This window comes from Labrenzia sp. R5_0 (assembly GCF_017743835.1).
GTDB classification, from domain to species: domain Bacteria; phylum Pseudomonadota; class Alphaproteobacteria; order Rhizobiales; family Stappiaceae; genus Roseibium; species Roseibium algicola.
The window spans coordinates 516,055-542,048 of the sequence record NZ_JAGHRK010000003.1; the positions used below are offsets into that span (position 1 = coordinate 516,055).

The window sequence follows — 25,994 nt, forward strand, 5'->3', positions numbered from 1 at the left end:
GTCCTCCTGTGTTGGTTATGGGTCCATGGAATAAACGGAGCGCACACAGGATGGTTCCTTCTCCAGCCTGGATAGGGGAGCGGCGGAACGGATTTCTGGACGGACAGAAACTCTGTAAATCGCGAAAAAGCGGGCTGTCTGGACGGTTCGTGTTCCAGGCAAATTTTTTGCGGAAAATTTAAGTCGCGGGATGGAGAGACGCAGCTCCTCAAGAAGCTGCGTCTCTCGGCAAAAGGCCGTTTACAACGGTTGGAACGCTCCGTTCCAGTAAACCAGCGCGCCCGATGACTGGCTTTGCCGGATTGCACGCACCTTGCCGATGACAATCGAATGGGTCGCCCGGTCGATCATCTCCTCGACCTCGCAATCGAAAGCGGCCGGAGCATCTTCCAGCAGAAGAGCCCCGGTTTCCGCCGTGCGCCATGTGGCTCCGGCATAACGTTCCGCTCCCTTGACGCCGCCGAACCCCGAAAAGTTTTCGGCAACCTTGCGGTGCTCGGGCCCAAGCGAAGACCAGCCGAATTTCGGATACTTCTTCAGCAAGGGCCAACTGGAGGAAGCCTTGTTGACGCAGGCAAGCACCAGCGGTGGATCGGCGCTGAGAGACATTGCCGATGTGACGAGGAGGCCTGAAATGTCCTCTCCCTCACCGACCGTGATGACGGAACAATTGCCCACCAACGCCCGCATGGCGTTGGTGAATTCTCTGGACGGTACGGGGTCCATCACCGGATACCGGCTTCCGCAAGCAGCGGCAGTACATTGTCGCGGAAATACGGGAACTCCTCGACATAGTCGACAAAGGAGAGCGTCGTTCCGGCAAAGCCTGTTTCGTGCAGTTTGAGGATGCCGTCGGCCACCTGCCGCGGAGTTCCAACCAGCGGGAAACCGCCGTGGCCCATGGCGAACAGGTTCTTGATCTGGGCCAGCAGGTCGTGCGGAAACGACTGCGCATGCGCGAACTGCAGATTGACCAGATTGTCCACCGCTTCCCAGTCTGCCAGATCGCCCATCAGCCGGTCTCGGAGGGCGGTCGCCTCTTCCTCAGTTTCCCGGCAGATGACGTGGCTGAAGGTCAGAACACCCACATCGCGCCCCTTCTCCGCCGCCTGCGCTTTCAGTTCCTTGATTTCGTCGACGGACCGGTTGAGATCGATGGCCGGCGTGAACAGGTAGTCCGCGTTGTCGGTGGCAAAGGTCCGCCCGGTTGCCGAACCTGCCGCGTTCAGGATCGGTGGCCGGCCATTGACGGGCTTGGGGTCGCCGGCAACGTGCTTCAGGTTGAAGTATTTGCCCTCCCAGTCGAAATACTCCTTCGAGGTCCAGAGCTTCTCGACCACATCGAACCATTCCTGGGCGTAGCCGTAACGGGTTTCGTGATCGTCGGGCAGGGTCAGGCCCAGGGCTTCGTATTCCGGCTTGTTCCAGCCCGCGACAATGTTCAGACCCGCGCGGCCATTGCCCACCTGATCCATCGTGGCAATCTGCTTGGCGACGACCACCGGATTGTTTGCAGCTGTATGCACCGTGGCGAACACAGTGATGTTTTTCGTTGAGGCCAGCAGCGCGGTTGCCCAGGTGACCGTTTCCAGCACGCTGCCGTGAAAGTCCGTCTCGCCGCCGTAACCGATCCAGCGGGCGATCGGCAGCATGAAGTCGATGCCGGCATCATCCAGCATCTGGCCGAGTTTCAGGTTGTTTTCCCAGCTATTGAACCATCTGGACGGCGATTTGGTAACCGTCATCCCGGACGAGCAATTGGACGAAAACGTCCCGAGTTTGAAGCCGTTCTTGTCTTTCATCATGTTGGTAGGCATGAATCCCCTCCATTTAGAATAGATTTTCAATTGTATTTTTTATTTAAAACTATGTGCAAAAACGCCCTTACGTCAAACTGAATCGCAGCTATATTCGATCTGAAAAAACGAAGAGGGACCGATGACCGGCAAGTCGGACGATCAGAAGCTCAACTATCACTGGCACCTTTCGGAGAACGATGCGGAGGTCGTCTGCACCGAACTGGAATTCGCGTTGATGCGCTGTTGCGAGGCGTTCGGGCGATGGCAGACAGAATGCCTGGCGTCTGTCAGCGACGTTGGGGCGACCGGCCCGGAAAACGCACTGCTGCATATCGTGCGCATGAACGACCGGGCAAAAAGCATCAAGGAACTGGCCCGGCTTACCAACCGCGACGATATTCCGAACATCCAGTATTCGATGCGAAAACTCGTGGCGGCGGGGCTGATTGAAAAGCAGGGCTCGGGCCGCACGGGCGTGACCTATCAGGCGACACCGGAAGGCAAGAAGATCACCGATGATTACGGCGCTGTGCGCAAACGGCTGCTGATTGAGCAGATCTCAAGTCTGCCCGAATTTGACAAGCGTCTGAAAGAAGCAGGGCAAAGCCTCAATATCCTGGCGGGCATCTACGAAGAGATATCCCGCATCGCTGCGACCTACCGCCGGTAACGGCGTTCCTTGCGCGACGACAAGTAGCGTTCGTTTGTCAGCCGCTTTTGCTGCATGCCTGCAACGCCCGCACCAGGTCTTCGGCGAGCATTGTTGCTGCCAGGCTGTGGCTGGGTTTGTCGCGCTGAACCAGCGACAGCACGTTCTTGCCAAAGGTCTGCTCACGAATGGGCACGAAGGTCAGTGCCCCATTGCGCTGCTCCTCGGCTATGTCGAACCGGCTCAGAAACGCGATGCCGTCACCGGATCCGGCCAGGCATTTCATGGCCTCTATGGAATTGGCGAGGTAGGCAGGTTCCACTTCCAGGCCTGCGGCGACGAAGGCATCCGCAACAATCCCATGAATGAGCATCGAGCGGTCTGCGAAGATCAGCGGATAGGGCTGGCAAGCGGTCAATGAGATGCTGTCCTGCCGGGCCAGGGGGTGCTCCGGTGAGAGCACGGCTCCCAGACGCGTGTTCATCGTCCAAAGCGTTTCAAGTTGCGCCACCGGCGGCAGGTTGAAGGCAAGTCCGATGTCTGCCTGACCGTCCAGCACGGCGTTGGCGATGTCATGGGCAAACATCACCCGGACTGTGATCTTGAGGCGCGGGTGACGGGCGCCGAGCCTTGCGGCTGTTTTGGGAACGATACCCCCGGCAAGGCCGCTCATGGTCGCAATGATGACCTCGCCGCTCTGCAGAGCCTTCATGCCGCGAATGTCCGCCTCGACCTGGCTGTATTCGCGGATCGTCTTTCGCACATGCGCTACCAGCACCTCTCCAGCCGGTGTCAGCCGAAGGCCTCGTGGCAGGCGTTCGAACAAAGGTTCGCCGATGTCTTCCTCGAGTTGCAGGATGTGCTTGTTGATGGCGGACGGGGCAACGTTCAGCCGGTCGCCGGCGGCACGGATCGAACCGCGACGGGCGACCTCGTCGATATACCGCAAGACCCGCGAATGCAGCATCAATACCCCTTTTTGCGTTCTCGAAAAGTGCACGCTCCGCGCAGAAAATACTGCTTTTCGGAAGCGGTTCAATCCCTTTTTATCTTCCTCGGCACTGGCGCAGGCCCCATCGCGGACCGCCAGCGAAATGCCAATCATGATGAGGAGGAACGACTTGAACGCTTCGGAAGCAGCGCATTATGACAAGGTGCGTGCGATATTTGATATTCTGGAAGGCCGGCGCGAGGCCGATCTTCTTCTGAAGAACCTCAACATCCTCGATGTGCATGGCGAGACCGTCTACCAGGGTTCCATTCTCGTCTATGACAAGCGCATCGTCGCACTCAATCCGGACGAGGAGGTGCTGAAGGTCCGGGAGGTGTTTGACGGCCAGGGGCTTTATGCGATTCCCGGCCTCATTGATGCCCACATCCATTTCGAATCCCAGCTCGCACATCCCGTTGCCCTTGGCGAGGCAATGGTTCCTTGCGGCACCACGACGATTTTTTCCGAATGTCTCGATCTGCTGAGTGCGGCCGGTGCGGAAGGTGTCGAGGCGGCGGAGAACCTTTTCCGAGGCCACGACGAGTTGCCTTACCGTCTGTTCGCTTTCGCGCCAGGCAAGAAGACGGATGCGCGTGTCACCGAAGCGGTTCTGAAAATGGATCCCGTCATCGGCCTCGGTGAGTTCGAACATTTCACCTACAGCTCCGGCAACGACGACGATTTCCGAAAGGCTGCCTGGGTGCGTGCTCGTGGTGGTTTCATGAACGGCCATTGGGGCGTGACCGCTCTTTCAGACATGATCCTGAACTATCTTCCGGCAATTGGAGTGTCGAACAACCACGATGTCTGGAACGAACAGGATATCGAAAAAAGCATCCGCTACGGCTTTCCGACCCATATCAAGTTCGGTGTCGGCAGCGCCGAGGTCATCAAGGTGCTTCTGCGCGCCATCGTCGACCGGAAATGGCCGACGGACAATTTCATGCTGTGTACCGACAACATCTCGGTGGAGCGTCTGCTGCACCAGGGCCATATGGACTGGATCATCTCGCTGTGTGCGGAGATGGGCATCAACCCGATCCATGCAATCAAGATGGCGACGCTCAACACCGCGCGTTCCTTTCATATGGAAGATCGCATCGGTTCTCTTGCTCCGGGGCGGTTTGCCGACATCGTTCTGACACCAAGCCTGTCAGCCATCGAACCACTTTACGTTTTCAAGGACGGCGCGCTGGTGGCCGAGCGAGGCAAGTTGCTGACCAACGCGGACAACGACTATTCGCTCATGTGCAAGAAAGGCGTTCCGGGCCTGGACGACCTGACGGCGGATCAACTCGACATCGAACCGCTGGAAGTGTCCGAAGATGGTACCAAAGCCAAGGTCTATCTGTTCGACGTTTACGGCCGGGGTCACGCGAAATTCTACCGCGAGGTCTGGGTACCGTTGAAAGACGGCAAGGTTGTTCCGGAGCTGGATGGCGAGAGGCTTAGCCGGCTTTCGGTTGTGCAGCGCTACGCCAACGGCGAGCGGCACATCGTCAACGGCCTGTTCACTGGCGTTCACTTGGAAAGAGGCGCGGTTGCGACCTTCTGGCCAGCACCAAAACCCTATTTCGTCGCTGTCGGCCAGGACAGCGTCGAAATGTGTGGCTGCCTCAAACGGGTCGATGCCCATGCCGGGGCCTGTATCGTTACGGAGAATGGTGCGGAAAAGGCTGCAATGCCGCTCGAGATCTATGGCGTTATGGCGAACATGAGCGTTGCTGAGTTGACGGCTGCAGCCGGTGCAATCGATGCCGCGCTGGAGGATCTTGGCAACCGCAACGAAGGTGAGCCGGTGGTGAACAAGCTGCTGAGCCTGTTCATCTCGCTGCACCGCTTCCGCTTCATGGCCTGAAGCTTCACGACGAAGACGACCCGGCAGGCGTGAATGTCTGCCGGCAAGGGGAGGGCATGGACCAGAGACGTTGGGAAGCGGCTTTACATCCATGCAGAACACATGCGACAGCGCGGTTGGCTGCAAGGCCGGTTAAGGCCAGGCCCCGCGCGACACTTCTGGAGGAAAGCATGGCGCATAACGCAGCCGAAGCGGAGATCATCGATACCGGTAGCCTTGTCCGGCGCTGGATCATGTACATAGCCGGAATTTACATCCTGACCTTCGGGGTCAGCCTGGCAATTCGGGCGGGCATCGGGATCTCACCTCAGAGCAGCCTGACACGCACGATGACTTTGGTGTTTCCACCACTCAGCCAGGGCACCTACAACTTCATTCTCGAACTGGTCATGCTTTTCCTGACGTTTCTGGTGTTGCCCAAGGAATTCAAGCTCAGGAACTTCGCCTCGCTCATTCCTGCCTTCGTGTTGGCAGTGTGCCTGGATCTCAATCTAAAGCTGACCGGCTTCATTCAGCTTGATGACTATGCCCTGAAGGTCGCTCTGCTGGCGTTCGGCGATGCCGCTCTTGCCTTCGGACTGTTTCTGATGATCCGCGCCAATCTGGTGCTGATGCCGGTCGATATGTTCGTCAACACGATCTTCCAGCGCACTGGATGGAAGTGGGGTAACATCAAGACCGCTTTTGACCTGACATTACTGCTGACCTCCGCGCTCGTCGGATTGGCGTTCCTGGGGGAAGTCAAGTTCATCCGCGAGGGAACGATCCTCAACGCGATCTTCGTTGGTCAATACATCCGGCTCTATTTTTTCCTGTACAAGAGGATGAAACCGAAGGATGAGGCCTCCGCCGCAGCTTGAGCCGTAACCAGTGATGACATACGTACAGGCGGCTTTCGGGTCGCCTGTTGCGTTACGGCTCTGGCAAGCGGGAGGAACTGTGATATGAGCAGGCCAGACGGCCTGGCCGAGACGGGCCACACCTTCAGCGCGGGTTAATTTTCAAAAATGTTGTCAGGGGTTTGTATCGGCGCCAACGATCTTTCGGCTGCCGGCCTGTTTTACGACGAAGTGCTTGCGACAATTGGCATGAAGCGGGTTTTTTCCGATCCCCGCGAGCTTGGCTATGCAGGTGCCGATGGCCGTATATCGCTGTTTGTCTTGTTGCCGTTTGACGGGCGGGCGGCCACATCGGGCAATGGTACGCAGGTCATGTTCTATGCGCCGGATGCCGAGGCCGTCAGGGCGTTTCATGCTGCCGCACTGCGGTGCGGTGGACGTGATGAAGGCGCACCCGGCCCTCGTTCCTATCACCCGGATTATTTCGGCGCTTATGTGCGTGATCTCGACGGTAACAAGCTGAATGTCTCCGTCAGCCTGGAAAACAGCAGTAGCGCCTGAACACGCAGTGTTGATCATCGGGCAAAGGAGTTGTCTTGATCGGGCCGGCCATTTTGGGTGCAAGAAGCGCTGGCCAGTTTCAGGAGATGCCAGCCCATGCCCAGATCAAGTCAGCCGATAATCGAGTTTGTGCGCTTGCCGGATATTCCGCAGGAAGAGCTGGTCGCGCATATGTCCGACCCGCGTGTCGGCACCCACATGCCGCTTCTGACCTTCTCATGGGATCTCGAGATGGCTGCGAAGTTCGTCGCGGCCAAGGAAGCTTGCTGGCAACGCGACGGGCTTGGCCACTGGGCCTTTCTGGCAGACGGCCGCTATGTCGGCTGGGGTGGTTTTCAGAAAGAAGGCGAGGAGTGGGATTTCGGGCTGGTGCTTCACCCGGCAGCCTTTGGCCTCGGCATGCCGATCACCAGAAAGGCGCTGGCCTTTGCCAGTGAAGACCCGCGCATTCCATTCGTCACCTTCCTGCTGCCGCCGTCCCGACGGAACCTCGGTGCACTGCGTCGGATGGGGGCACGTTTCATCGGCGAGACCGATTATGACGGCACGCGTTTCCTGAAATACCGGCTGGAAACATCAGGCCCCGTTGGCGCGGTCAGCCGGACAGCTTGACCGTCTCCACATTGACGTGACTTGCCTTTCCGGCGAACCAGCCGTTGATGGCGGCGCCAAGGCCAAGCGCCACGAACAGCACCGCACTCCAGGCAAAGCTTCCCGTCCAGCTTCGGATGAGGCCGACGATCAGTGGGCCGATGGCGGCAAGCGTATAGCCGACGCATTGGGCCATGCCCGAAAGCTGCGCAGCCGAATGGGAATCCTGTGTCCGCAACACGATGACCGTAAGCGCCACCGCAATCAGTCCGCCCTGGCCGATGCCCTGCAGCACCGCCCAGATCCAGACGGTGGACAGTGGCGCGAATTGCAGGCCGAGCAGGGCTATAACCGCTATGGCGCAAAGTGCGACGTTGATCAGCCGCTGGTCCTTGCCGCGAACGGCAAGATGCGGTGCTATCAGGCAGGCGGCAGCCTGCACCATCACCGACACCGACACGATTGCGCCGGCAGTGACGCCGTCCAGCCCGCGGGCGCGGAGGATCGGTACCAGCCAGCCGAAGACGCAATAGGCAAGTGCGGATTGCAGACCCATGAACAGGGTCACGTGCCAGGCCAGCCTGTCACCCCACATACCCTTCACCACATAAGTCGGGCCCTTGGGACGTTTGCGCGTCGCCATGACCTGCGGAAACCACAGGACGGCCACCACGAGTGCCGGCACGGCCCAGATCGCAAGTGCGCCCTCGATAGAACCACCGAGGGCCGCTTCAAACGGAATGGTCAATCCCGCACCGGCGGCAGCGCCCGCGCAAAGTGCCATGGTGTACCACCCGGTCACCAGTGCGGCCTTGTCGGGGAAATCGCGCTTGACGAGCCCCGGCAGCAGTACGTTGCCAACCGCGATACAGGCACCCGCCAACGCTGTTCCAAGAAACAGCAACGGCACGGAGGACGTTCCTCGTGCTGCCGTTCCAATGGCCAGCAAAACCACGACAGCAAGCAATGTGCGTTCCGTGCCGATGCGGCGGGCAAGGCGTGGAGCCAGCGGGGAGAACAGGCCGAGGCACACAACGGGCAATGTCGTCAGAAGGCTTGCGCCCGTTGGCGACAGGCCAAAATTTTCGCGGATTTCCAGAAGCAGCGCCGACGCGCTGGAAAAGACCGGACGCAGGTTGAAGGCGATCAGTACCAGGCTTGCGCCCAGCAGAAACCGCACCAGTCCGCTCTGCGTCGCCGGCTGGGATTGCTCAGCGGAAACGTCAATGTCTTCGGCATCGATCAGTTCGATCGAGCCGGGATCGATTTCAGATGCCTGTGTCATGAGCCGAGCAGTCGCTCCAGGTCTCTCAGGACAGGGGCCATGAACCGGCGGACAGCGGCCTCGGCCAGTTCCGGGTCGCCTGTCTCGATGGCATCGACAATGGCCGCGTGGGCCGCCATATCGGGTTCCTGCAGGTCTTTTCCAAGCGTAGCCTCGATGGTCTCGCCGATCAGACTGGAGAAGAATTCGTACATGTTGACCAGAACGGAGTTTTGCGAGGCCGCGACAACAGCCCGGTGAAAGGCAAGGTCGCGCTCCACGAAACCGGCCTTGTCGTGACCATCGTAGTTTCCGCGCTCCGTGAGCAAGCGGCGCAGCTCCGAAATCACCTCTGGTGTCTGGCGATGAGCGGCCAGCCTGGCGGCCTCCGCATCCAGCGCCAGTCTGGCCTCGAACTGGTCACGCAGGGTCGCGCGACGCGCCATGGTCAATGGCCCGATGGCATCGACGACCGACAGCACATAGGTGCCCGAGCCCTGCCGGGTTTCCAGGTAGCCTTGCGAAACAAGCACGCGCACGGCTTCGCGCACGGTGCCGCGGCTGATGGAAAGCTGCGCCGAGAGCTGAGCCTCGTTGGGCAGCTTTTCCCCCACGGACCAGCGATTGCCCACGATTTCCGCCCGGATCGCCTCGGCTGCGCTGTCAACCAGGCTCGTTTTTGCCAGAGATTGCATTTGAAGTCACCAAATCATCAGATGACTTGATCATAAGGGTGATGACGCGGCTTGTCCATCGGCGAAATCGCGTGAGGGAAAGACGCCTTTTCAGGTGTTGTCCGGTCAAACAGCTCATGTGCGGGGTCTCGGGTTTGTCAGGGCATCAGTCGCCTCGCACAGGGCGCATCGCCTTGATCGCATCTTGCTGGTCGAGATCCCTCAAAAGGTGTGATGCTGCGCATTGCAACAATGACAAATAATGTGACGTGGAAGACAGACGCATTCGCCGGGGACGTGGCTATTTGGCTGCACCGGCAAGCCTACGAAAGACGCCGATTACGCATACAGCTTCAGGGGCCATTGAGGGGGCCTAACCAAGGGAGAGTGAATGTGGCCGAGTCTTTTTTTCTGCCTTACGAATACGTCGACGTTCTGACAAATCCTGGCCTGCAGACCAGCGCTGGCCGGGTCAAGCTTACGCAGTATCTTTGCAAGGACCGTGGTAACGGCGGCAACGACAGCGCAACCAGTTTTTTCAAGAATTTCCGTTGGATCAAGGATCCCCACGGCATCACGCTGAACCAGCATGTCGGCGGCCGCGAGATCGACCTGGCGCTGAAAGGCCAGGGAAACGACAAGACATTCGTCAAGATCTGGAACTTCATGCTGAAGAACAAGGATCTTTTGGACAAGTACAAGGTTGAGGTCTGCGGCCGTGCGAACAAGGACGGCTCCAAGGATGTCGAGCAGACCGGCAAGATCAAGAAACTCTACTTCGACAAGATGTCCGATCAGGCGGCACTGCAACAGATGGTGCAAGACCGCTTTTTCGGTATGGACTGCATAGGCTTTATCGCCAATTTCCTCATATTCACTGGTGAGTGGGACAAGTATTACGGTGTTTCACCCCGGCGGTATCCGGATCATGTTGCCAAGACCAACATCGACGACATCAACGAGGTCAAGCCACTCGATTTCATGGTCTGGAACGGACATGTGGCGATGATCGACTGGGTCTGGGAAGTTCTGGACGAGAAACGCGCGCGCATCGACATGTGCCAGAGCTCCAGCGGTGGTCCGCAATGCAACGAATACGTGATCCTGCGCCGTACCGGTGGCAAGGGTCTCAAGGGCGGTTGCGAATTCACGATCGACGGCGGCACCCCGGCCCCACCTGTGCGTGGCCATTTCACCATCTGGCGGCGGGAAGGGTTCTGGTATTGAGCACCAAGGTCCATTGGCGCGACAGGTTCATGTTGTCACCTGCCGCGCCGTTCAGGCTTGCCCGTCAGACCAGGGATGGGTTGAGCTGTGCGAAAGCCTCCTGCCTCTGATAGGGAAAATGCGGATAGGGAGCAGTCCGCGCGCTCGAAGCATCAAGACGGGCAATCTGCTCGTCCGTCAGTGCCCAACCCGTTGCTCCCAGATTGTCGCGAAGTTGCGCTTCGTTGCGCGCCCCGATGATGACCGACGCGACAGTGGGGCGTTGAAGCAGCCAGTTGATCGCCACTTGCGGGACTGTCTTGCCGGTTTCTTCGGCAATCGCATCCAGAACGTCGACGACCGAATAGAGCAGATCGTCCTCCACGGGAGGTCCGAAACTTGCCGTCTCATGCAGTCGGCTGCCCTCGGGGATCGGATTGTTCCTGCGGATCTTGCCGGTCAGCCGACCCCAGCCAAGCGGGCTCCACACCATGGCGCCCAGGCCTTGGTCTGCGCCGAGAGGCATCAGGTCCCACTCGTAGTCCCGTCCGACGAGAGAATAATAAACCTGGTTTGCGACATAGCGCGGCCAGCCGTGTTTCTCCGCAACGGCCAGCGATTTCATGATCTGCCATCCGGAGAAGTTGGAAACGCCGATATAGCGGATTTTCCCGTCGCGGACGAGCTGATCGAGCGTGGACAGCACCTCTTCCACCGGGGTGAAGGCGTCGAATGCGTGCAGTTGCAGAAGATCGATATGGTCCGTTCCAAGGCGCTTGAGTGCAGCCTCGACACCCCTGATCAGCCTGAAGCGTGAAGACCCTGCCTCATTGGGGCCATCCCCCAGGGGGAGGCTCATTTTCGTGGAGAGCAGGACCGCGTCGCGGCGGCCCTTGATTGCTTCACCGAGCACTTCTTCCGAAGCGCCTTCGGAGTAGTTGTCCGCGGTGTCGAACAGGTTGACGCCAGCCTCGAGGCAGATGTCGACAAGGCGGCGCGCTTCTGCGACGTCCGTTGTGCCCCAATGACTGAAGAGTGAGCCGGAGCCGCCGAATGTGCCGGCACCGAAGCTGAGGGCGGGAACCTTGAGCCCGGAGTTTCCAAGATAGCGGTAGTCCATGTCGGTGATGTCCTTTCTAGCTGGCAGTCTGGTGAGTGGAGATCGGGGAGGGCACGCGCCGCCGCTCAATCGCGAAGGAGGCAAGCGCGACCACGATGGCGAGGAGGGGAAAGCCCGCGGCGACCAGAGGCAGGTTTTCAAGTCCTGGCCCATGGGAGATGGCCAGGCCGCCGGCCCAGGCCCCAAGTGCGTTGCCGAGATTGAAGGCGGCAATGTTCAGGCTGGACGCAAGGCTTTCTCCGGCGCCAACGGCCTTCGACAGAACCCAGGACTGAAGCGGAGGAACCGTTGCGAAACCCGCCACGCCGAGCAGTCCCGTCAGCACCACGGCCGCGGTCTGGTTTCCAAAGGCGGCAGACATGACTGCCAGCACGAGTGCAAGGGCTGCCATGCTGCCGATGAGCGCGGTCTTCAGTCTGATGTCGGCAAGTTTTCCGCCCAGGAGATTTCCGGCAACCAGTCCCCCGCCGAAGATCAACAGGATCGGGGATACCGCCGTGTCGGCAAATCCACTGACCTGCGTCAGCAACGGGGCGATGTAGGTGAACAGGGTGAAAACGCCTGCAAACCCCAGGACCGTGGTCAGGAAACCGAGAAGGACGGAGGCGCGCGACACGGCCTTCAGATCGGCCCGCCAGCCGGATTGTGCGGCGCGCGAACGATCCGTCGGCACAAGCAGAATGAGCACGGCCAATGCGGCCAGGCCGATCAGCGTGACGGCCCAGAAGGTCATGCGCCAGCTGAATTGCTGGCCAAGCCAGGTTCCGGCCGGCACGCCGAGGATGTTGGCAAGCGTCAGCCCTGTAAACATGATGGCAATTGCGGACGCCTGCTTGTCCTTGCCGACCATGGAGGCGGCGAAGACCGAGCCGACACCGAAGTAGGTTCCATGAGCGAGGGCCGTGAGGATACGGGCTGCCATCAGCAGGTCGTAGCTGGGCGCAAGTGCGCAAGCGGAGTTCCCGATGATGAAGATCACCATCAGGCCGATCAGCACGCGCTTCCTGTTCCAGGTCGCGGTGAAGACGGTCAGGATGGGCGCACCGACCACGACCCCGAGGGCGTAGCCGGAGATGAGCATTCCTGCTGCAGCGACCGAGACACCAAGATCGCGGCTGACCTCTAGCAGAAGGCCCATGATGACGAATTCTGTGACGCCGATGCCGAAGGCTCCGGCCGCCAGTGCATAAAGAGCAAGGGGCATTTTGGATTCGGTCCATGAAATTTCGATGGACGGAACCTAGGCAGTGCTCATATCATGAACTATACGCCCGAAATGAATATAATAAGTGAATTGAAGTCATATGTCGCGCGCCAGCATAAACCGCAGCGGTGAGATGGAGGTCTTTGTTCAGGTTGTTGAACTGGGCGGGTTTTCCCACGCAGCCAGGCACCTGGGGATGACCCAGTCTGCAGTCAGCAAGCTTATTTCCCGGCTCGAGACACGGCTTGGTGCACGGCTCTTCAACCGGTCCACCCGGCGTCTGGATCTGACGGCTGAAGGATGTGTCTTTTACGAGCGTGCGCGAGAAATTCTCTCAAGCATCGATGAAGCGGAACGGCAGGCAGGGTTGGGCGAGCAGCCGGTCGGCCGCATTCGGCTGAACACCAGCGCCTCCTATGCGACCCACATTCTTGAGCCCGTCCTGCCTGTGTTCCTCGAGCAGTACCCAGACATCTCTCTCGAAATCGTTCTGACCGACGCCTTGATCGACCTTCTCGCGGAGCGGACGGATGTTGTGGTGCGGGCAGGGCCGCTCAAGGACTCCAGCCTGGTAGCACGCAAGCTCGGCGAAACGCCGATGCTGATCGTCGCCTCGCCTGACTATCTTCAACGTGTCGGAGAACCTGCCTGCGTCGCGGATCTGGAGGGGCACAGGAAAATCGGGTTCAACTATCCGCGGGAAGTCGATACCTGGCGCTTTCTGCGAGACGACGAACCGATAGCAGTCTGCCCGCCCGGGCGCGTTCAGGCCAGCGACGGCGAGGCCATCCGCCGGCTGGCGATCAACGGCCTTGGGCTGGCGCGTCTGGCCGCCTTTACAGTCCGTGCTGACATCGTCGCGGGACGTCTGAAGCCGGTTCTTGAAAAGTGTTATGCAGACGACAGCGAAGCCTTCCACGCGGTCTACACCGGCCAGGGCGGCCCTTTGCCGGCTCGTGTCCGCGTGCTCCTGAACTTTCTCGCCGAACATGGCGCCGTGTCCTGACGCGCGGCTTTCGAACCGCCTTACTTGAAACACCCCAGATGAACGCCTTCGAAATCGCTTGAGCAGGCCACCAGGCTCATAAGGGATTTCTGGGCGTTGGTGAGGCCTGCTGCCGGAACGGGCGCTTCAACGCGAATGGTGGCGGCCCGGTTGCCGGAGCGAAGGGCGAGCCAGTAGTAGGAGGTGCCGGTTTCGGTGTCCTCGCCGGACCGTACCAGAGTGTCCGGCTTGTCCTGGCTATAGAGAATGCTGGTTCCTTCCGCCTGCTCGGCCAGCTCTTCAAAGAGCCTTGCCGGGCCGGTCTGTTCGACAATCGTCAGTCCTTCGCCAAGGTAGCTGCGCGACCATTGTGTGGCAGCCAGGGTTTCCACGGGCCAGGGGCGGCTGTGGCTCGGCAGGTGCGGGTTGGCGACCCGGCCTTTGGCGGCTTCTATTTCTTCCCAAACCGCGCGTGGCAGGTCGTCCAGCTTTTCGTCCGGAGCCATCAGCACATGGTTGAGCGGCCCCAGCTTGATGAAAGCGTCCGTTGCCCGTCCTCCCCGATAACCAAGCGACGACCAGCCGCCGTCTTTCGAATTGTGAAACGATAATAGCGGCTCGAAGATTTCGCCGTCGCTGACCAGCCGGTAGAGAGACATGGTATCGATGGTGCCGGACTGCTTGTCACGCGGAACGCCGCAGCCAGCAACGTTGAGCGGCCGGTCGGCAAGGTCGTAGAGCCTGATCCTGTCGCCCTCCGGTGTGCGGCCGTCGTTGGTATCTTCCAGCAGCGACGCATCGAGCAGGCCCAGGGGTTGCTCGTAGTGCAGCGCGGCCAGACGGCTGCACACGTTCAGGATCTGGTTCTCGAACGGGATGTTCAAAAGGGCCGGGTCGAAGCTGGGCAGTTGCGCCCTGATCGCAAAGAGCGCGGCGGGTGTATCGACTTCATAAAATCCTTCCGGGCCCATGCTGATGATCCGGTCCAGCACATGTTGACTGACCGAGTAGCGTGTCAGGTTCTTGACGATGTCGGCAATCGCAAGCCGGGTCAGCTCGAGCAACTGACCCAATTGACCGCTGCGGACGGCGGCAACCGCAGTCTCTTCGGTAAAATAGGGCGAGTGGAAACCGACCCTTGCGCCCGGTTCGATGGTGCGGTCGATGAAGGTGCCGATGCCGCCGGTCGGCCAGAAGGACGAGCCGCCCAGAAACGCCATGGCACAGGCCGAAACGCAGCTGTCTCCGGCTTCGACCACTGTTGCGATGGTGTTGTTTCTGAAGAAATCCGCCAGCTTTACCCCGGCTGAATAGGACCCGCCGGGGCTCGACAGCGAGACGACGGCACGCGGCCCGCCAAAATCGTTGTTGCAGGCCGCACCTGAGCAGCGCGCCAGCTGCGCGAAGGCCTCCTCCACGCGCTCACCGTCCTCCGCCCGTATTTCCCCTTCCAGCCGCAGATGCACCACCGGCGCAGCATTGCTGTAGCGGAAGGAGACAAGTGTCAACTCAGCGGATGAGGCGTTCTGAGTGCTCAGCAGCAGCGTGGCAAGAAAGAAAAAGGGCCGGGCAGGAAAACGGAAGGGCATGGCAAATCAAGCTTTCGAAATGTCACCAGGCTACACCTGCCACCAGGAGAGAAGTTCGCATTTCCCGAACAGTCAAAAACTGGAAAATTCCGCGGTGGAGGCAATAGGTGTGCTGCCATTTGGCGTGAACAGAAATCGGGAAAACCATAGCATGGGTTCTTCCGCGCTCACATCGCAAGATATGAAACCTGTCCTTTTAAGGCAGTTCTGTGCGGCGACTGCTTGAAGCCCTGCAGGGCGATCAGGAGTCGGTCTTTTTCTGGCGCGGTCTCATCGTCCAGATTTTCAGGTCGATGAGCACTTTCACCGTCGCGGCCACTGCCAAAGCACAGAGCGCGGCCTTGGACAGTGTCTCCATCGTGCCTTCGATCAACAGCGCATGGGCGGCGCTGCCGATAACGATCATCATGGCAAGCAGGGTGTGGAGGCGGCGCCAAAGACGCGGGGGGATTGGCAGGCGCCGTCGGACCGCGGCGAGCAATGCCGCAGCGAATACGGCCCACATGGCAAGCACGCCCCAGACGGAAAAGGGTGTCGGTGATCTGAAGAGAAGGGCGTCGATGACATCCGGCGGACTGGTGATCCAGAGCCCGCCGACATGAAGGATGATTGCCAGCACCAGCAACGAACCGCTCCAGCGGTGCAGGCGCCTGCCCCGGAAGCCTTCAGCGCCAGGGAGATAGCCTCCGGCCAGCAAGGGCTGCAACAAGAGCAGCGCCATCGCTGTAATGCCGGCAAAGCCTGCCGCGATATAGACCGGTTGGCGCCATTGCAGCAGCGGGCTTGCCGCAGCCGCAAGCATCGGCACAGCAAGGATCGTTGCCAGGATGGCCCATATCAGAAGAGCGCGAAGGCGGTTCATGCCGTCGGGCAAGTCCGGGTCAAGCAGGCTGCAGCACGAAATGTGCTTCCAGGCTGGTGTCGGCCGAGCTTCTCATCACCGGTCGCAGAAAGACGGTTTCGAACTCTCCGCTGTCATAAGCCAGATGCCCGTGGGGCTGGCCGAAGGCCGGAACGATCTGCGGCATTTCCAGGCGGAAGACGCCATTGGCATCGGTGAGCGTCGCGCCATGGCTGCGCTGGTCGCGTTCGTTCCCCTCGGTCGTATGTGCCCAGATCTGAATGCGCTGGCCTTCCAGAGGGGCACCGTCACCTGCGCGTCGCACGGTTCCGCTCATCCAGAAACCGCCACCGCCGATCCTGTCGACAATGGGTGCACCGGGTCGATAGTTGTTGGACCCGCCCCGCATCGACGCAGTCGGCGCCACGCCTTTGGCCTGTGCGGGAACACTCAACCCGGATGCACCCGACACCAGCAGGGCGGTTCCGGTGACAAGCAGGTTTCGGCGGGTAATGAGACCGGATGTCATGAGTAATCTCCTGTCGGGCGTTTGGGCCCGGCTCCTTGTGGGCCCGGGCGCGTCCGATGTTCAAGTATAGGGTGTTTCCGGGCATTTCCGAGGCATCGGGACGTTTCATTCGGCCGATCGTGCTCACACCTGCGTGAGCAAACGGCATCGCTTTCGGGCGGTTGGACTGTTGCAATTTTTCAATCGCTTGAAATTTTCTCGGGATTTCGCGTCTGCAAGGGATTTTTCCGGATTTTCTTCGCCGGCAATGTGACGTAACGTTCGGCGCAGATGCAAGAAGCCGAGAGTTGCCTTGGTGTTGGCTCTTGGATGCAGGCCTGAGGGCCTTCGCAAGGCGCGGTAAAACTGCCGCATTGTAAACTGATCCAGGACGCGGCCTTGGCGTTACGGTCAGCAGTCTTACCCGACCCTTGAACGACCAAAGAGTGAGACATTGAAGACCGGCTTCATTTTCCTCATCGCTGCAATTGTGACTTTTTGTTCATTGGTTCCTTCACTGGCAGGCAACGCCGCAGGTTTTGCCCCGCTCAAGCTGGAAGGACATCTCGTGAAATGGGGAAAGACGGAGCTCGGCACGCCGGCTCACGTCACCTATGCTTTCGTGCAGCAGCCCATCGTGCAGGAGAAAGCACGAAATTGCGGGGCGATGGACAGCCTTGCGCGCCTTGCGCGCTTGAGTTCCCTGGGCCTTGAGGACGTGCGGCGCCAGGCGTCGCTCGCTTTCCAGCTTTGGCAAAATGTCAGCGGGCTCACCTTCGAAGAGATCGCGGACGTGAACGCGGCAGATATTCTGCTGGGCGTGCAGTCCATTCCAAGGGGATTTGCGTTCACCAACGTCAGGTTTCAGTCCGACTTTGCAGATCGTCCGAAGTCGAATGTGACCGACGTTTCGGACCGGGGTCTCGGAAAACCCGGCCGGCAACCGGAAGCACGGTCAGGTGCCACGGCGGCAGCCAAGCTTGCCCGCATCACCCGGTCTGCCGTTTGTCTCAATCCGGTCCACAAATGGAAGATCGGCTTCGACGGCGATTTGAAGACCTACGATTTGCAGTACACCTTTGCCCATGAAATCGGTCATGCGATCGGCCTCGATCACTACCTTCGCAAGAGCTCGATCATGCACTTCAAGTACCGGGAAACCTTCGAGGGTCTGCAGCCGAGCGATATCGAGGGAGTGCGGTGGCTATACGGTGCCCGTATAGATTGAATCGATCATCAAATTGACACGTTTTGCGGGTATGTCCCGTCACGCGTCAATGGGTAACCTGCTGATATTTAATAACTAATTTTATCAGGCCTTTGCCCGAAAAGGCCAATTTTGCTTCCTATCTGTTTGTCTACGCATCGGTGAGGGCGAACGGGTTGTCTGCTCTGCCGGCGCGGCAACAAGGGAGTGAATCATGAAGTGCAACATCGTTCCGGCCACAATCGCCGCCCTGGCGCTGTCGCTCAGTCCCGCGCTGGCGCAGGAGACCTCTCAACCCCGCGAAGCTGACCCGATGATCCAGGAAACTATGCCCGAGGGCGATGCGCCTGAGATCACGTTCGAAGGCGTGACCCCGTTTCTTGCCCAGCAGGAATCCGGCCATTGGCTTTCCAGCAACCTGATCGGGCAGGAAGTCACCAATCCGGCTGGTGACACGATTGGCGAGGTGGCCGCGCTTGAAATCGATGGCGAAGGCAAGGTCGTTGGTGTCGTGATCGAGGCAGGAGGCTTTCTGGGTCTCGGCACCAAGCTGATCGGCGTTCCCTATGATGCGGTCGAGCACAGCAAGGTGGAGCCGGGTGACCAGAAGCTGGTGATCAAGGCCTCTCTGGACGAGGTTGATGCAGCTCCTGCGTTTCTGACGTCTCTGCAGATACGCCAGGCGGAAGAAGCTGCAAAGGCACGGCAGGAGGCCGAGCAGCTGAATGCCCCCGCAGTGGGCGAACCTCAGACGGCGCAGTAACCATGGCTGCCTGCGTTCTCATCTGGAACGCTAAAGGATGGATCGGACCGGGTCACGCAATGTGGTCCGGTCTTTTTTGAAAGTGTCGGCTTCCGGCTCCGTCCCTAAAGCGCCACAGTGGATCTATTCCTTGGATTTCGGCCGGCAGCCCCGGCCGGAAGATTGCCCGCCCATGGCATCGCACGTAGGATACGGGCATGGGGCGCATTCTGGAAACCGAGCTCTATCCGCCGGTCAAAGCTTTTCTTGTTGAGCAGGGATACGAGGTGAAGGCCGAAGTCGGTTCGGCCGATATCGTCGCGTGCCGCGAGGGTGCGGAGCCGGTGATTGTCGAACTCAAGACAGGGTTCACCTTGAGCCTGTTTCATCAGGCAGTCGTGCGCCAGTCGGTGACCGACGCAGTCTATGTCGCGGTCGTCCGGGGCAAGGGCCGGCAGTTCCTCCAGTCCCTGAAGAAGAACCTGCAGCTTGCCCGAAGGCTGGGCCTTGGCGTGATCACGGTCAGGCTGCCGGATGGCGTTGTCGAGGTGCACCTGGACCCGGCGCCTTTCACCCCGCGCAAGTCCAGGGCGCGCAAGGACCGGCTCCTGCGGGAGTTCGCCCGCCGTGTCGGTGACCCGAACACCGGCGGTTCGACGCGCACCACGCTCGTGACGGCCTATCGGCAGGACGCGATCCGCTGCGCAGAACATCTTTCCACCAACGGCCCCAGCCGCGGTGCGGATGTCGCCAGGGCAACCGGCGTTGCCACCGCAACCCGCATGATGGCCGACGATCACTACGGCTGGTTCGAGCGGGTGGAAAGAGGCATCTATGCCCTGACGCCCAAGGGGGCAGCGTCTCTGCGCACGCCGGACGAAGCCGCCGGATAGCTGTTCTAAAGCCCGTCGATCGGCGTGTTAAGCGCATAATACTCGAGGATGTTGCCATCCGGATCGGTGAACTTGAACAGGCTGATCGGCCCTTCGCTGATCAGGCCGGGCGCTTTTAGCGCATCGGGGGCGATTGTCTCGACATGCTGCAAGGCCGCCTCAATATCGTCGACCTTCAGATAGGGCACAGCGTTGCCGCCAAGCTTGGCATCCGGCGCGAAGGTCTGTTTTGAAATGACGGCGAAGAGGCCCCCCGCCACATCGAAGCCCATGAAGACATCCGTCTCCACTTTTGGCGCTGTGCCGAAGATGGCTCCATAGAACTCCCTGGAGCGTTTCAGGTCGCTGGACAGCACATAGACGCCAAGTCGTTGAAAGGCTGGTGCTTGTGAATTTGTCATGTCTGTCTCCTGCGCGTGAAGCGCGGTTCCGCTTGTCAGAAAAAGGATCGCAAGGATCGTCAAAAGGTGTTTTGTCAGGTTTCGGGTCATGGTCTCCGGACACTTCCAACTCTGGTGTCAGGGTCCTATAAAGCCCCCCTGCTGACACCGTGTTGGCAGCATCGTGCCGGGGAGACGGGCCATGCGGCGCGCGGACAGACTGTTTGAAATCATCCAGATCCTGCGCCGGGTGCGCCAGCCGGTGTCGGCGCAGACGATCGCGGACGAGCTGGAGGTTTCCAAGCGCTCGGTCTATCGCGACATCGCCACCTTGACGGCACAGCGCGTGCCGATCCGGGGCGAGGCCGGTGTCGGCTATGTTCTGGAAGAGGGCTTCGACATGCCGCCCCTGATGCTGACGGCCGAGGAAATCGATGCCGCGGTTCTGGGCGCCTTGTGGGTTTCCACCCGCGCCGAGCCGGAGCTCGCCAGGGCTGCGGAGAACCTGATCGCCAAGATAGAGGCCATCACGCCCGGGCCCTTGCGCCGCCACATTGCGGCAGCCGCGATGAGCGTGCGGCCTGTCAGCCCGGCATCAGAGGACAAGGTCGATGCGGCCATGCTGCGGCAGGCCATTCTGGAAGGCAGGAAGGTGTCGCTGGGCTACCGCGACGGCGATGGCAAGGAGAGTAAGCGCGTGGTCTGGCCCGTGTTGCTGGGCTACCGGGACGAAGGCCGCATCCTTGCGGCCTGGTGCGAGCTGCGCCAGGGCTTCCGCTATTTCCGAACCGACCGCATGACCTTTGCCGAAGAGCTGGATCAACGCTATCCGGAAAGCCGCGGCTCTTTAAAGGACCGCTGGCGGAAAGCCATGGATGCCGAGCGGGAAAGCTATTTCCCGCGCGCCTGAGCGCAAGCAACTCACCCCTTGCGCCCCAGATAGACGGCCTGGGTCACCTCGCGCCCGTCCTGTAAGGGATTTGCGAACACCACCGGTTCGGCCCAGGCCGCGTCAAATGCCTGGCCAAGCAAGGCCGTGATGGCCTCGTCCGGGGCTTCATCCGACCACAGCCCGACGATCCCGCCGGGCTTCACGAAACGCTGCACGGCGCGCAGGCCCTCGGGCGTGTAAAAGCCTTTTGACCCGCCATGCAACAGCCGTTCCGGCGTGTGGTCGATGTCGATCAGCAGAGCGTCATACTGGCGGCCGGGCTGGTCTCTATCAAAACCGTCTTCCGAGGCCGCCATGGCGAAGAAATCGCCCTGCACCAGCCGGCAGCGCGGGTTGTCGGCAAGCTCGGTTTTCATCGGCACGAGACCTTCCTCATGCCAGCGAATGACAGGTGCCAGGAGGTCAACCACGATAAGGTCGGCAACGCTCTCATGCGCCAGGACGGCCTGCGCGGTATAGCCAAGCCCAAGTCCGCCCACCAGCACGTCCAGCTTGTCACCGTCGAGGGCCGCAAGCCCCTTGTCCGCCAGCGCGATTTCCGACGCGGTAAAAAGACTCGACATCAGGTGTTCCTCGCCAAGGAGGATTTCGAAGACGTCGGTCTTCAGCGCCAGGATATGCCGGCGGCGCAGGGAAATCGCGCCGATCGGTGTCGGCGCGTAGTCCAGTTCTTCAAACAGCCTGCTCATCTCAGCAAAACCGCTCCGGCCCGATGCTTTGCACGTCCGAGTAGCGGTCGCCGTGGGCCCAGCCGACAGGCAGCACAGCCTCAATACGCTCCAGATCCGCTGCCGTCAGGTTTAGCGCCGCGCCCGAGACGCATTCCCGCAGGTGCTCCACGGAGCGCGTTCCCGGGATCGGGATCACATGCGGTCCGCGGGTCAGCAGCCAGGCATTCGCCAGCCCCGCCGCCGTCGTGCCCATCTCCGCCGCAAGCTTGCGGAAGCCTTCCATGATGCGCAGGTTCTCCGTCAGGTTCGGCTCCATGAACCGCGGGTTGGTGCTGAGGAACGGCAGCTCGGCGATCCGCTCGCGCGGGATCGGATGGTCCGTCAGCAGTGACCGGCCGACGGGCGAAAAGGCCACCATGGCAACACCAAGCTCGGCGCAGGCCTGCACCAGCCCGAGGTCTGGCGCGCGCGTGGAAAGCGAATATTCCGATTGAACGGCCGCGACAGGAAACACCTTCATGGCCCGCCGCAGGGTCGACGGTGCAATTTCCGACAGGCCGATGGCGCGGGTCTTGCCCTTTTCAACCAGCCGGCCGAGATTGGCCGCCGTTTCTTCCGGCGTGAAGCGCGGGTCGCGGCGATGGGCGTAGAACAGGTCCACGCACTCCACGCCAAGCCGCTGCAGAGACTTGTCCAGCTCGGCTTCAAGGTGCTCCGCGGAATTGTCGAAGCTGCGGTTGCCGTCCGCATCGGTGGTGATCGTGGCCTTTGTCGCGATCACGAATTCGTCCCGCGCACCCGGATTGGCTTTCAGATAGCTGCCGAGGGCGCTTTCCGATTTGCCCATGCCGTAGACATTGGCCGTGTCCAGATGCGTGACACCCAGATCGCGGCAGGCATTCAGAATGGCGTGGCTTTCCGCTTCGTTCGTCGGCCCGTACATGTCGGAGAAGGACATCGCCCCATAGCCGATGGCACCCACTTCCGGCCCGTTGGCGCCCAATCTGCGTTGTTCCATGTGTCCCCTCTATGCGCTGGAAAAGCTGAAGAGTTCTTTTCTTAAGCCATTGTCCCGGGCGCTGAAAGGGTGGAAGTGGCAGCTCAGTGGGTGTTGGTTTTCTGGTTAGGCGCGGCGAGGACTTAGAGGGCAGCCTTCTGCTTTTGGTTCGGAGCCGACTTCCGGACCAACCTGAAAAGCGCCTGTTTTGCGCAGCTTTCACCGAAGCGGCCAATTATGCAGGATGCAGAATTAAAGACGGTTGAGTGACTGCAACGCGCGACAGATAAGCATCTCCAGTGGAGATAATGCGTTTGAGTTCGAAGACGAAGGATGATGATTGATGCGTGCACTCGGACTGGTGTTGGCGGGCGTGCTGCTTGGTGGGGGAATAACGTATCTTGTCACGGAAGGGTCAGATCAACTGGACAAAGGCATTTCGCACACCTACCGGTGCGACCAACTGGCTCGAGAGGCTGATGCCCTGAAAAGTTCCGAGAAGCTTTTACAGCAATTCCTGCGTGATAAGTCTTTGTCGGATTTGGAAGCCATGATTTCAGCTTCCGGACTTGACAGCAGTAACTTCGAAAAAGGTGACTACACCGTCGTCGTCGTCGGCAATAGCCCTCAGACAATGGCACTAGAATTCGAAGTGTCCCAGACAGGAGAAATTGCGCTCGGCCCAATTCCCGGAAGCAAACCATGTGCTCCGTAATGAACCGGGTGGCGGCGCGGCGGCCTAATGCTGCCTTTAGCTGGTGCTTGGTGGACACAAACGGCCCAGAGTGGGCATTCACTCACTGATACGCTGCTGTGGTGTAGCCCGCCGAAGCCTAGCTAAAGCAACCGAGAGCAAATGCCTTTGTACAACTTGAAATTTCGATTATCATTTTTTAATGGTAGATAAATTCCTGATTGCACTAACGGTTGTGACTAGTCTCACCGCATTAGCTGGTTCCTTTGAGAACTACACCAATGCTCCGTTAGGTATTCGTTTTATAATTATCGCAATCGCGGGAGCTTTGTTAGTCTATGAATTGACCAGATTCTTTGCGCGCTGGATAGAAGTTCGCATTCCCGCAAGACCTCCAACTCAGCCCGCGAGGACTTACATCGGTAAATTCCGAATGGTCTGTTCTATATTTTGCTTAGCAGCCTTGATTGTGTTGTTTAATGGACTTGCTCGATGGAATATCGATCGGTATGTGCTTGAAGTAACGCCTACCATAAGTAATGGAGAGATTAGCAAAGTAATTTATCGCGCGCCCATTAAATTAGTGAATAGTGTTCAAATTGACGCTCCCAATGCAGACCAGAAAGGCTGCATTTTCGAGGATGGGAACAAGAACTCACTTCCATCTCTGCAATTCGACCAACATGCATGGAGCACAGCAAAAGGCAAAATACGGTTAGCGCGATTTGTCTGGCCTCAAATTGCTGTAGTTAAGTGTCAGTCGTCATTCGTCTCATATCGACAGATTCATACGGATCCTAGCGGAATACATATCGCTTCTAACGAAACGACCTCGACCTATAAAACCGCAAGCTTTCTGATAGGAGTTTTACTATGGCTCGGTTCCACCGCTTTTCTTGTATCGCGATTTTGGCGCTAGTGCTTGGCCCATCGCCTTTCGTTGTTGAAGCTTCAAAGGCACAGTCAACCGAAACATTGCATTCCGGCGAGGTCGGAGACGCACAGACGAAAGCTTCCATTCAAAATGTTGTTGTCTCAGCTTGGGGGAAAATGGATAAACTCCCGAATAATCTGAGTTGCCCAGATTATGATGAGCGCTTGGCTAATACTACATCAAGAGCAAATGGAAAATTTGAATTTAAAATTACGCCAAGCAAAAAATATTTTTCAGTGCAATATTGCCATGAAAAATACTACACTAGAAATGACCCAGTACAAGTTAACGAAATTGAAAAGTTAAGCCCTAGCCCAGCATTACTACTTCCCAGAGAAAATATTAACAGCGAAGATGAATTGAAATCCACATACGACAATGAAGTAAGAAGTAGTGTATTGGATTTTTTGAACTCCATGTCATATCTTTGGGTATCCAATCCGGAATTATTCCAAATCACTGTCAAGCGATTTACAGACGATCTTAAAGAAAATGGTGAAGCTCAACGAGCAGAACTAGTTCAAGCGGTTTCGGAAGTGACTGAAAAGTGGCTTCAACCAAACTAACTTTCAACCGATGCCTCGCTTGCGCCAAAAAACCATCGCTTTTGCCCCTATCAAGAGGCGATGCTACACTCCATAAGTGCGCGGCGCTTGCTCAGCAGCGGATAGATCAATCAAAGTTAAATCGATGAATTGTTGCACTTTATCTCCACAAAAATATGCATAACTCTTTTCTACCCGCGCTGAAATGAAGGTGAGCTTTCTTGACCTATGCAATAGGAATGGTGGTAGACGAAGGCATAGCTTTCATGTCCGATACTCGCACAAGTGCGGGGATCGATAACATCTCAATCCACGGCAAAATGCACGTTTGGGAGGAAGCAGATAGTTATTGTCTGACGCTCATGGCTGCAGGGAACTTAGCCACACATCAAGAAGTACGTGAGCGATTTTCCGAACTCGTTGCAACAGAAAATTTCTCAGACGAACATCAGTCGATGTTTAGAGTGGCAAATTCGCTCGGTAAAATTATAAAATTAACGATCAAGGAGCGAGCAGAACAGGAAGATCACCCAGGTAGTACCTTCTTCGTGTCCGCAATACTTGGCGGTCAAGTTCAAGGTGGACCGCCAAGAATATTTTTGATCTACCCTGAAGGAAATTTCATCGAAGCGTCCGAACATAATCCGTACTTAGCTATCGGTGAGCACAAGTATGGCAAGCCGATCATTACTGCGCGTTATGAAAAGAGTTTGAACGAAGCGGAAGCATATGACCTTTTAATCAAGTCCATGGAGTTGACTGCGGCTAACAATCTCGCTGTCGGCCCCCCAATTGATTTTCATTTCTATCGACGTGACAGCTTTGAGAAGGGATCGGTGTCTCGAACGGATCACTTCGATCCGCTCAACTCCGCAATAAGAGAGCTCTCGCAAAGCGCAAAAAAGCAAATCCCTAACCCGGCGCTTGATGAAAGTGACGGAGATTTCTACGATCAACTTCGTGAACTCAAATCCGTTACCACCAAGCTTTCAAGCCACATTCGATCCATTAATGATCCGAACATGGCCACAGCCGACGTGAGGGCAGTACGAGCATACATTGACGCGTTTCAAGAGTTCATCGACCTAGACGGTAGCAACAGACCCGACGCGATTCCTCAATCTATTAGAGACGAAACAGAAAACAGTATTAGGCGTGTTGACTGGCTGAAGGTTTCCGACAGCGCGAACAAATGGGCCAAGGCCATCTTGGAGTTCTTGAAGTTGTTCTAACTTGGGCTCGAAAGAGCGAACATGTTTCTTTTTGTGTCATGGTCGACCGTAATTTTAGCATGATTTTG

Annotated in this window: 28 protein-coding genes; 15 read left to right on the forward strand and 13 right to left on the reverse strand. The window is 58.4% G+C overall.

Annotated elements, in window-relative coordinates:
* Positions 1-240: 240 nt before the first annotated feature.
* Together J7447_RS17745 and J7447_RS17750 are read right to left on the reverse strand one after the other, a co-directional pair.
* Positions 241-726 carry a flavin reductase family protein gene (locus J7447_RS17745; protein WP_075284360.1) on the reverse strand — a complete coding sequence of 162 codons (486 nt, stop codon included), beginning with the start codon at positions 724-726 and terminating at the stop codon, positions 241-243.
* Positions 726-1,817, reverse strand: coding sequence for an LLM class flavin-dependent oxidoreductase (locus J7447_RS17750; RefSeq protein WP_209170461.1), 1,092 nt, complete (start codon positions 1,815-1,817; stop codon positions 726-728). Before J7447_RS17750 ends, J7447_RS17745 begins: the two co-directional genes overlap by 1 nt.
* A gap of 121 nt (positions 1,818-1,938) precedes the next feature.
* Between J7447_RS17750 and J7447_RS17755 the strand changes: the two genes are divergently transcribed.
* Positions 1,939-2,469, forward strand: coding sequence for a winged helix DNA-binding protein (locus tag J7447_RS17755; protein ID WP_209170462.1), 531 nt, complete (start codon positions 1,939-1,941; stop codon positions 2,467-2,469).
* A gap of 37 nt (positions 2,470-2,506) precedes the next feature.
* Here J7447_RS17755 and J7447_RS17760 read toward each other — a convergent pair whose 3' ends face one another.
* Positions 2,507-3,415: a LysR family transcriptional regulator gene (locus tag J7447_RS17760; protein WP_209170464.1), complete on the reverse strand. Its 909-nt coding sequence runs from the start codon at positions 3,413-3,415 to the stop codon at positions 2,507-2,509.
* A 154-nt stretch (positions 3,416-3,569) separates the two neighbouring features.
* Here J7447_RS17760 and J7447_RS17765 point away from each other — a divergent pair, with 154 nt between their 5' ends.
* The 4 genes from J7447_RS17765 to J7447_RS17780 all read left to right on the forward strand — a co-directional run bounded on the left by J7447_RS17765 (position 3,570) and on the right by J7447_RS17780 (position 7,309).
* Positions 3,570-5,297 carry an adenine deaminase C-terminal domain-containing protein gene (locus J7447_RS17765; protein WP_209170465.1) on the forward strand — a complete coding sequence of 576 codons (1,728 nt, stop codon included), beginning with the start codon at positions 3,570-3,572 and terminating at the stop codon, positions 5,295-5,297.
* 170 nt (positions 5,298-5,467) lie between these two features.
* Positions 5,468-6,157 (forward strand): DUF6198 family protein, encoded by a 690-nt coding sequence (locus J7447_RS17770; RefSeq protein WP_152508631.1) that lies wholly within the window; start codon positions 5,468-5,470, stop codon positions 6,155-6,157.
* 147 nt (positions 6,158-6,304) lie between these two features.
* On the forward strand, positions 6,305-6,697 hold the full coding sequence (locus J7447_RS17775; protein ID WP_209170467.1) for a VOC family protein: 393 nt from the start codon (positions 6,305-6,307) through the stop codon (positions 6,695-6,697).
* 96 nt (positions 6,698-6,793) lie between these two features.
* The gene (locus tag J7447_RS17780) at positions 6,794-7,309 is read left to right on the forward strand and encodes a GNAT family N-acetyltransferase (RefSeq protein ID WP_075284362.1); all 516 of its coding nucleotides are present in this window, start codon (positions 6,794-6,796) and stop codon (positions 7,307-7,309) included.
* On the opposite strand, the gene J7447_RS17785 is transcribed toward J7447_RS17780, so the two are convergent.
* Both J7447_RS17785 and J7447_RS17790 read right to left on the reverse strand, forming a co-directional pair.
* Positions 7,293-8,573 carry an MFS transporter gene (locus J7447_RS17785; protein WP_077290955.1) on the reverse strand — a complete coding sequence of 427 codons (1,281 nt, stop codon included), beginning with the start codon at positions 8,571-8,573 and terminating at the stop codon, positions 7,293-7,295. The genes J7447_RS17780 and J7447_RS17785 overlap by 17 nt on opposite strands.
* On the reverse strand, positions 8,570-9,247 hold the full coding sequence (locus J7447_RS17790; RefSeq protein WP_022998913.1) for a FadR/GntR family transcriptional regulator: 678 nt from the start codon (positions 9,245-9,247) through the stop codon (positions 8,570-8,572). The genes J7447_RS17785 and J7447_RS17790 overlap by 4 nt, the downstream gene beginning before the upstream one ends.
* A 372-nt stretch (positions 9,248-9,619) precedes the next feature.
* On the opposite strand from J7447_RS17790, the gene J7447_RS17795 reads away from it, so the two are divergent.
* Positions 9,620-10,453: a hypothetical protein gene (locus tag J7447_RS17795; protein ID WP_077290953.1), complete on the forward strand. Its 834-nt coding sequence runs from the start codon at positions 9,620-9,622 to the stop codon at positions 10,451-10,453.
* Between the two features lie 64 nt (positions 10,454-10,517).
* Here the strand turns inward: J7447_RS17795 and J7447_RS17800 are convergent, their stop codons facing one another.
* Both J7447_RS17800 and J7447_RS17805 read right to left on the reverse strand, forming a co-directional pair.
* Positions 10,518-11,552, reverse strand: a complete 1,035-nt coding sequence (locus J7447_RS17800) for an aldo/keto reductase (RefSeq protein WP_209170468.1) — start codon at positions 11,550-11,552, stop codon at positions 10,518-10,520.
* 16 nt (positions 11,553-11,568) lie between these two features.
* A complete protein-coding gene (locus J7447_RS17805; RefSeq protein ID WP_209170469.1) occupies positions 11,569-12,756 on the reverse strand; it encodes an MFS transporter in 1,188 nt (395 codons plus the stop codon).
* 100 nt (positions 12,757-12,856) lie between these two features.
* Here J7447_RS17805 and J7447_RS17810 point away from each other — a divergent pair, with 100 nt between their 5' ends.
* Positions 12,857-13,762, forward strand: a complete 906-nt coding sequence (locus tag J7447_RS17810) for a LysR family transcriptional regulator (RefSeq protein ID WP_075284367.1) — start codon at positions 12,857-12,859, stop codon at positions 13,760-13,762.
* Between the two features lie 20 nt (positions 13,763-13,782).
* Here the strand turns inward: J7447_RS17810 and J7447_RS17815 are convergent, their stop codons facing one another.
* A complete protein-coding gene (locus J7447_RS17815) occupies positions 13,783-15,330 on the reverse strand; it encodes a hypothetical protein (RefSeq protein ID WP_209170470.1) in 1,548 nt (515 codons plus the stop codon).
* Here J7447_RS17815 and J7447_RS17820 point away from each other — a divergent pair.
* A complete protein-coding gene (locus tag J7447_RS17820; protein ID WP_209170471.1) occupies positions 15,329-15,556 on the forward strand; it encodes a hypothetical protein in 228 nt (75 codons plus the stop codon). The genes J7447_RS17815 and J7447_RS17820 overlap by 2 nt on opposite strands.
* Before the next feature lie 15 nt (positions 15,557-15,571).
* Here J7447_RS17820 and J7447_RS17825 read toward each other — a convergent pair whose 3' ends face one another.
* Positions 15,572-16,192: a ferric reductase-like transmembrane domain-containing protein gene (locus J7447_RS17825; protein ID WP_209170472.1), complete on the reverse strand. Its 621-nt coding sequence runs from the start codon at positions 16,190-16,192 to the stop codon at positions 15,572-15,574.
* 19 nt (positions 16,193-16,211) lie between these two features.
* Positions 16,212-16,700: a twin-arginine translocation pathway signal gene (locus J7447_RS17830; RefSeq protein ID WP_209170473.1), complete on the reverse strand. Its 489-nt coding sequence runs from the start codon at positions 16,698-16,700 to the stop codon at positions 16,212-16,214.
* A 547-nt stretch (positions 16,701-17,247) separates the two neighbouring features.
* Between J7447_RS17830 and J7447_RS17835 the strand changes: the two genes are divergently transcribed.
* The 3 genes from J7447_RS17835 (at position 17,248) to J7447_RS17845 (ending at position 19,521) form a co-directional block, all read left to right on the forward strand.
* A complete protein-coding gene (locus J7447_RS17835; RefSeq protein WP_152508623.1) occupies positions 17,248-17,907 on the forward strand; it encodes a matrixin family metalloprotease in 660 nt (219 codons plus the stop codon).
* Positions 17,908-18,100: 193 nt separating this feature from the next.
* Positions 18,101-18,649 (forward strand): PRC-barrel domain-containing protein, encoded by a 549-nt coding sequence (locus J7447_RS17840; protein ID WP_209170474.1) that lies wholly within the window; start codon positions 18,101-18,103, stop codon positions 18,647-18,649.
* A 197-nt stretch (positions 18,650-18,846) separates the two neighbouring features.
* A complete protein-coding gene (locus J7447_RS17845; RefSeq protein ID WP_209170475.1) occupies positions 18,847-19,521 on the forward strand; it encodes a DUF2161 family putative PD-(D/E)XK-type phosphodiesterase in 675 nt (224 codons plus the stop codon).
* Between the two features lie 5 nt (positions 19,522-19,526).
* Here J7447_RS17845 and J7447_RS17850 read toward each other — a convergent pair whose 3' ends face one another.
* Complete coding sequence (locus tag J7447_RS17850) at positions 19,527-19,922, reverse strand: VOC family protein (RefSeq protein WP_209170476.1); 396 nt, start codon at positions 19,920-19,922, stop codon at positions 19,527-19,529.
* A gap of 181 nt (positions 19,923-20,103) precedes the next feature.
* Here J7447_RS17850 and J7447_RS17855 point away from each other — a divergent pair, with 181 nt between their 5' ends.
* Positions 20,104-20,811, forward strand: coding sequence for a YafY family protein (locus tag J7447_RS17855; protein ID WP_209170477.1), 708 nt, complete (start codon positions 20,104-20,106; stop codon positions 20,809-20,811).
* 11 nt (positions 20,812-20,822) lie between these two features.
* Here J7447_RS17855 and J7447_RS17860 read toward each other — a convergent pair whose 3' ends face one another.
* Together J7447_RS17860 and J7447_RS17865 are read right to left on the reverse strand one after the other, a co-directional pair.
* Positions 20,823-21,542 carry a spermidine synthase gene (locus tag J7447_RS17860; RefSeq protein WP_286189245.1) on the reverse strand — a complete coding sequence of 240 codons (720 nt, stop codon included), beginning with the start codon at positions 21,540-21,542 and terminating at the stop codon, positions 20,823-20,825.
* Position 21,543: 1 nt separating this feature from the next.
* Positions 21,544-22,542, reverse strand: coding sequence for an aldo/keto reductase (locus tag J7447_RS17865; protein WP_209170478.1), 999 nt, complete (start codon positions 22,540-22,542; stop codon positions 21,544-21,546).
* A 322-nt stretch (positions 22,543-22,864) separates the two neighbouring features.
* Here J7447_RS17865 and J7447_RS17870 point away from each other — a divergent pair, with 322 nt between their 5' ends.
* The 3 genes from J7447_RS17870 (at position 22,865) to J7447_RS17880 (ending at position 25,926) form a co-directional block, all read left to right on the forward strand.
* Positions 22,865-23,236 (forward strand): hypothetical protein, encoded by a 372-nt coding sequence (locus J7447_RS17870; RefSeq protein ID WP_209170479.1) that lies wholly within the window; start codon positions 22,865-22,867, stop codon positions 23,234-23,236.
* An 852-nt stretch (positions 23,237-24,088) separates the two neighbouring features.
* Complete coding sequence (locus J7447_RS17875) at positions 24,089-24,715, forward strand: hypothetical protein (protein ID WP_209170480.1); 627 nt, start codon at positions 24,089-24,091, stop codon at positions 24,713-24,715.
* 200 nt (positions 24,716-24,915) lie between these two features.
* On the forward strand, positions 24,916-25,926 hold the full coding sequence (locus J7447_RS17880) for a hypothetical protein (protein WP_209170481.1): 1,011 nt from the start codon (positions 24,916-24,918) through the stop codon (positions 25,924-25,926).
* The last annotated feature ends 68 nt before the right edge of the window (positions 25,927-25,994 follow it).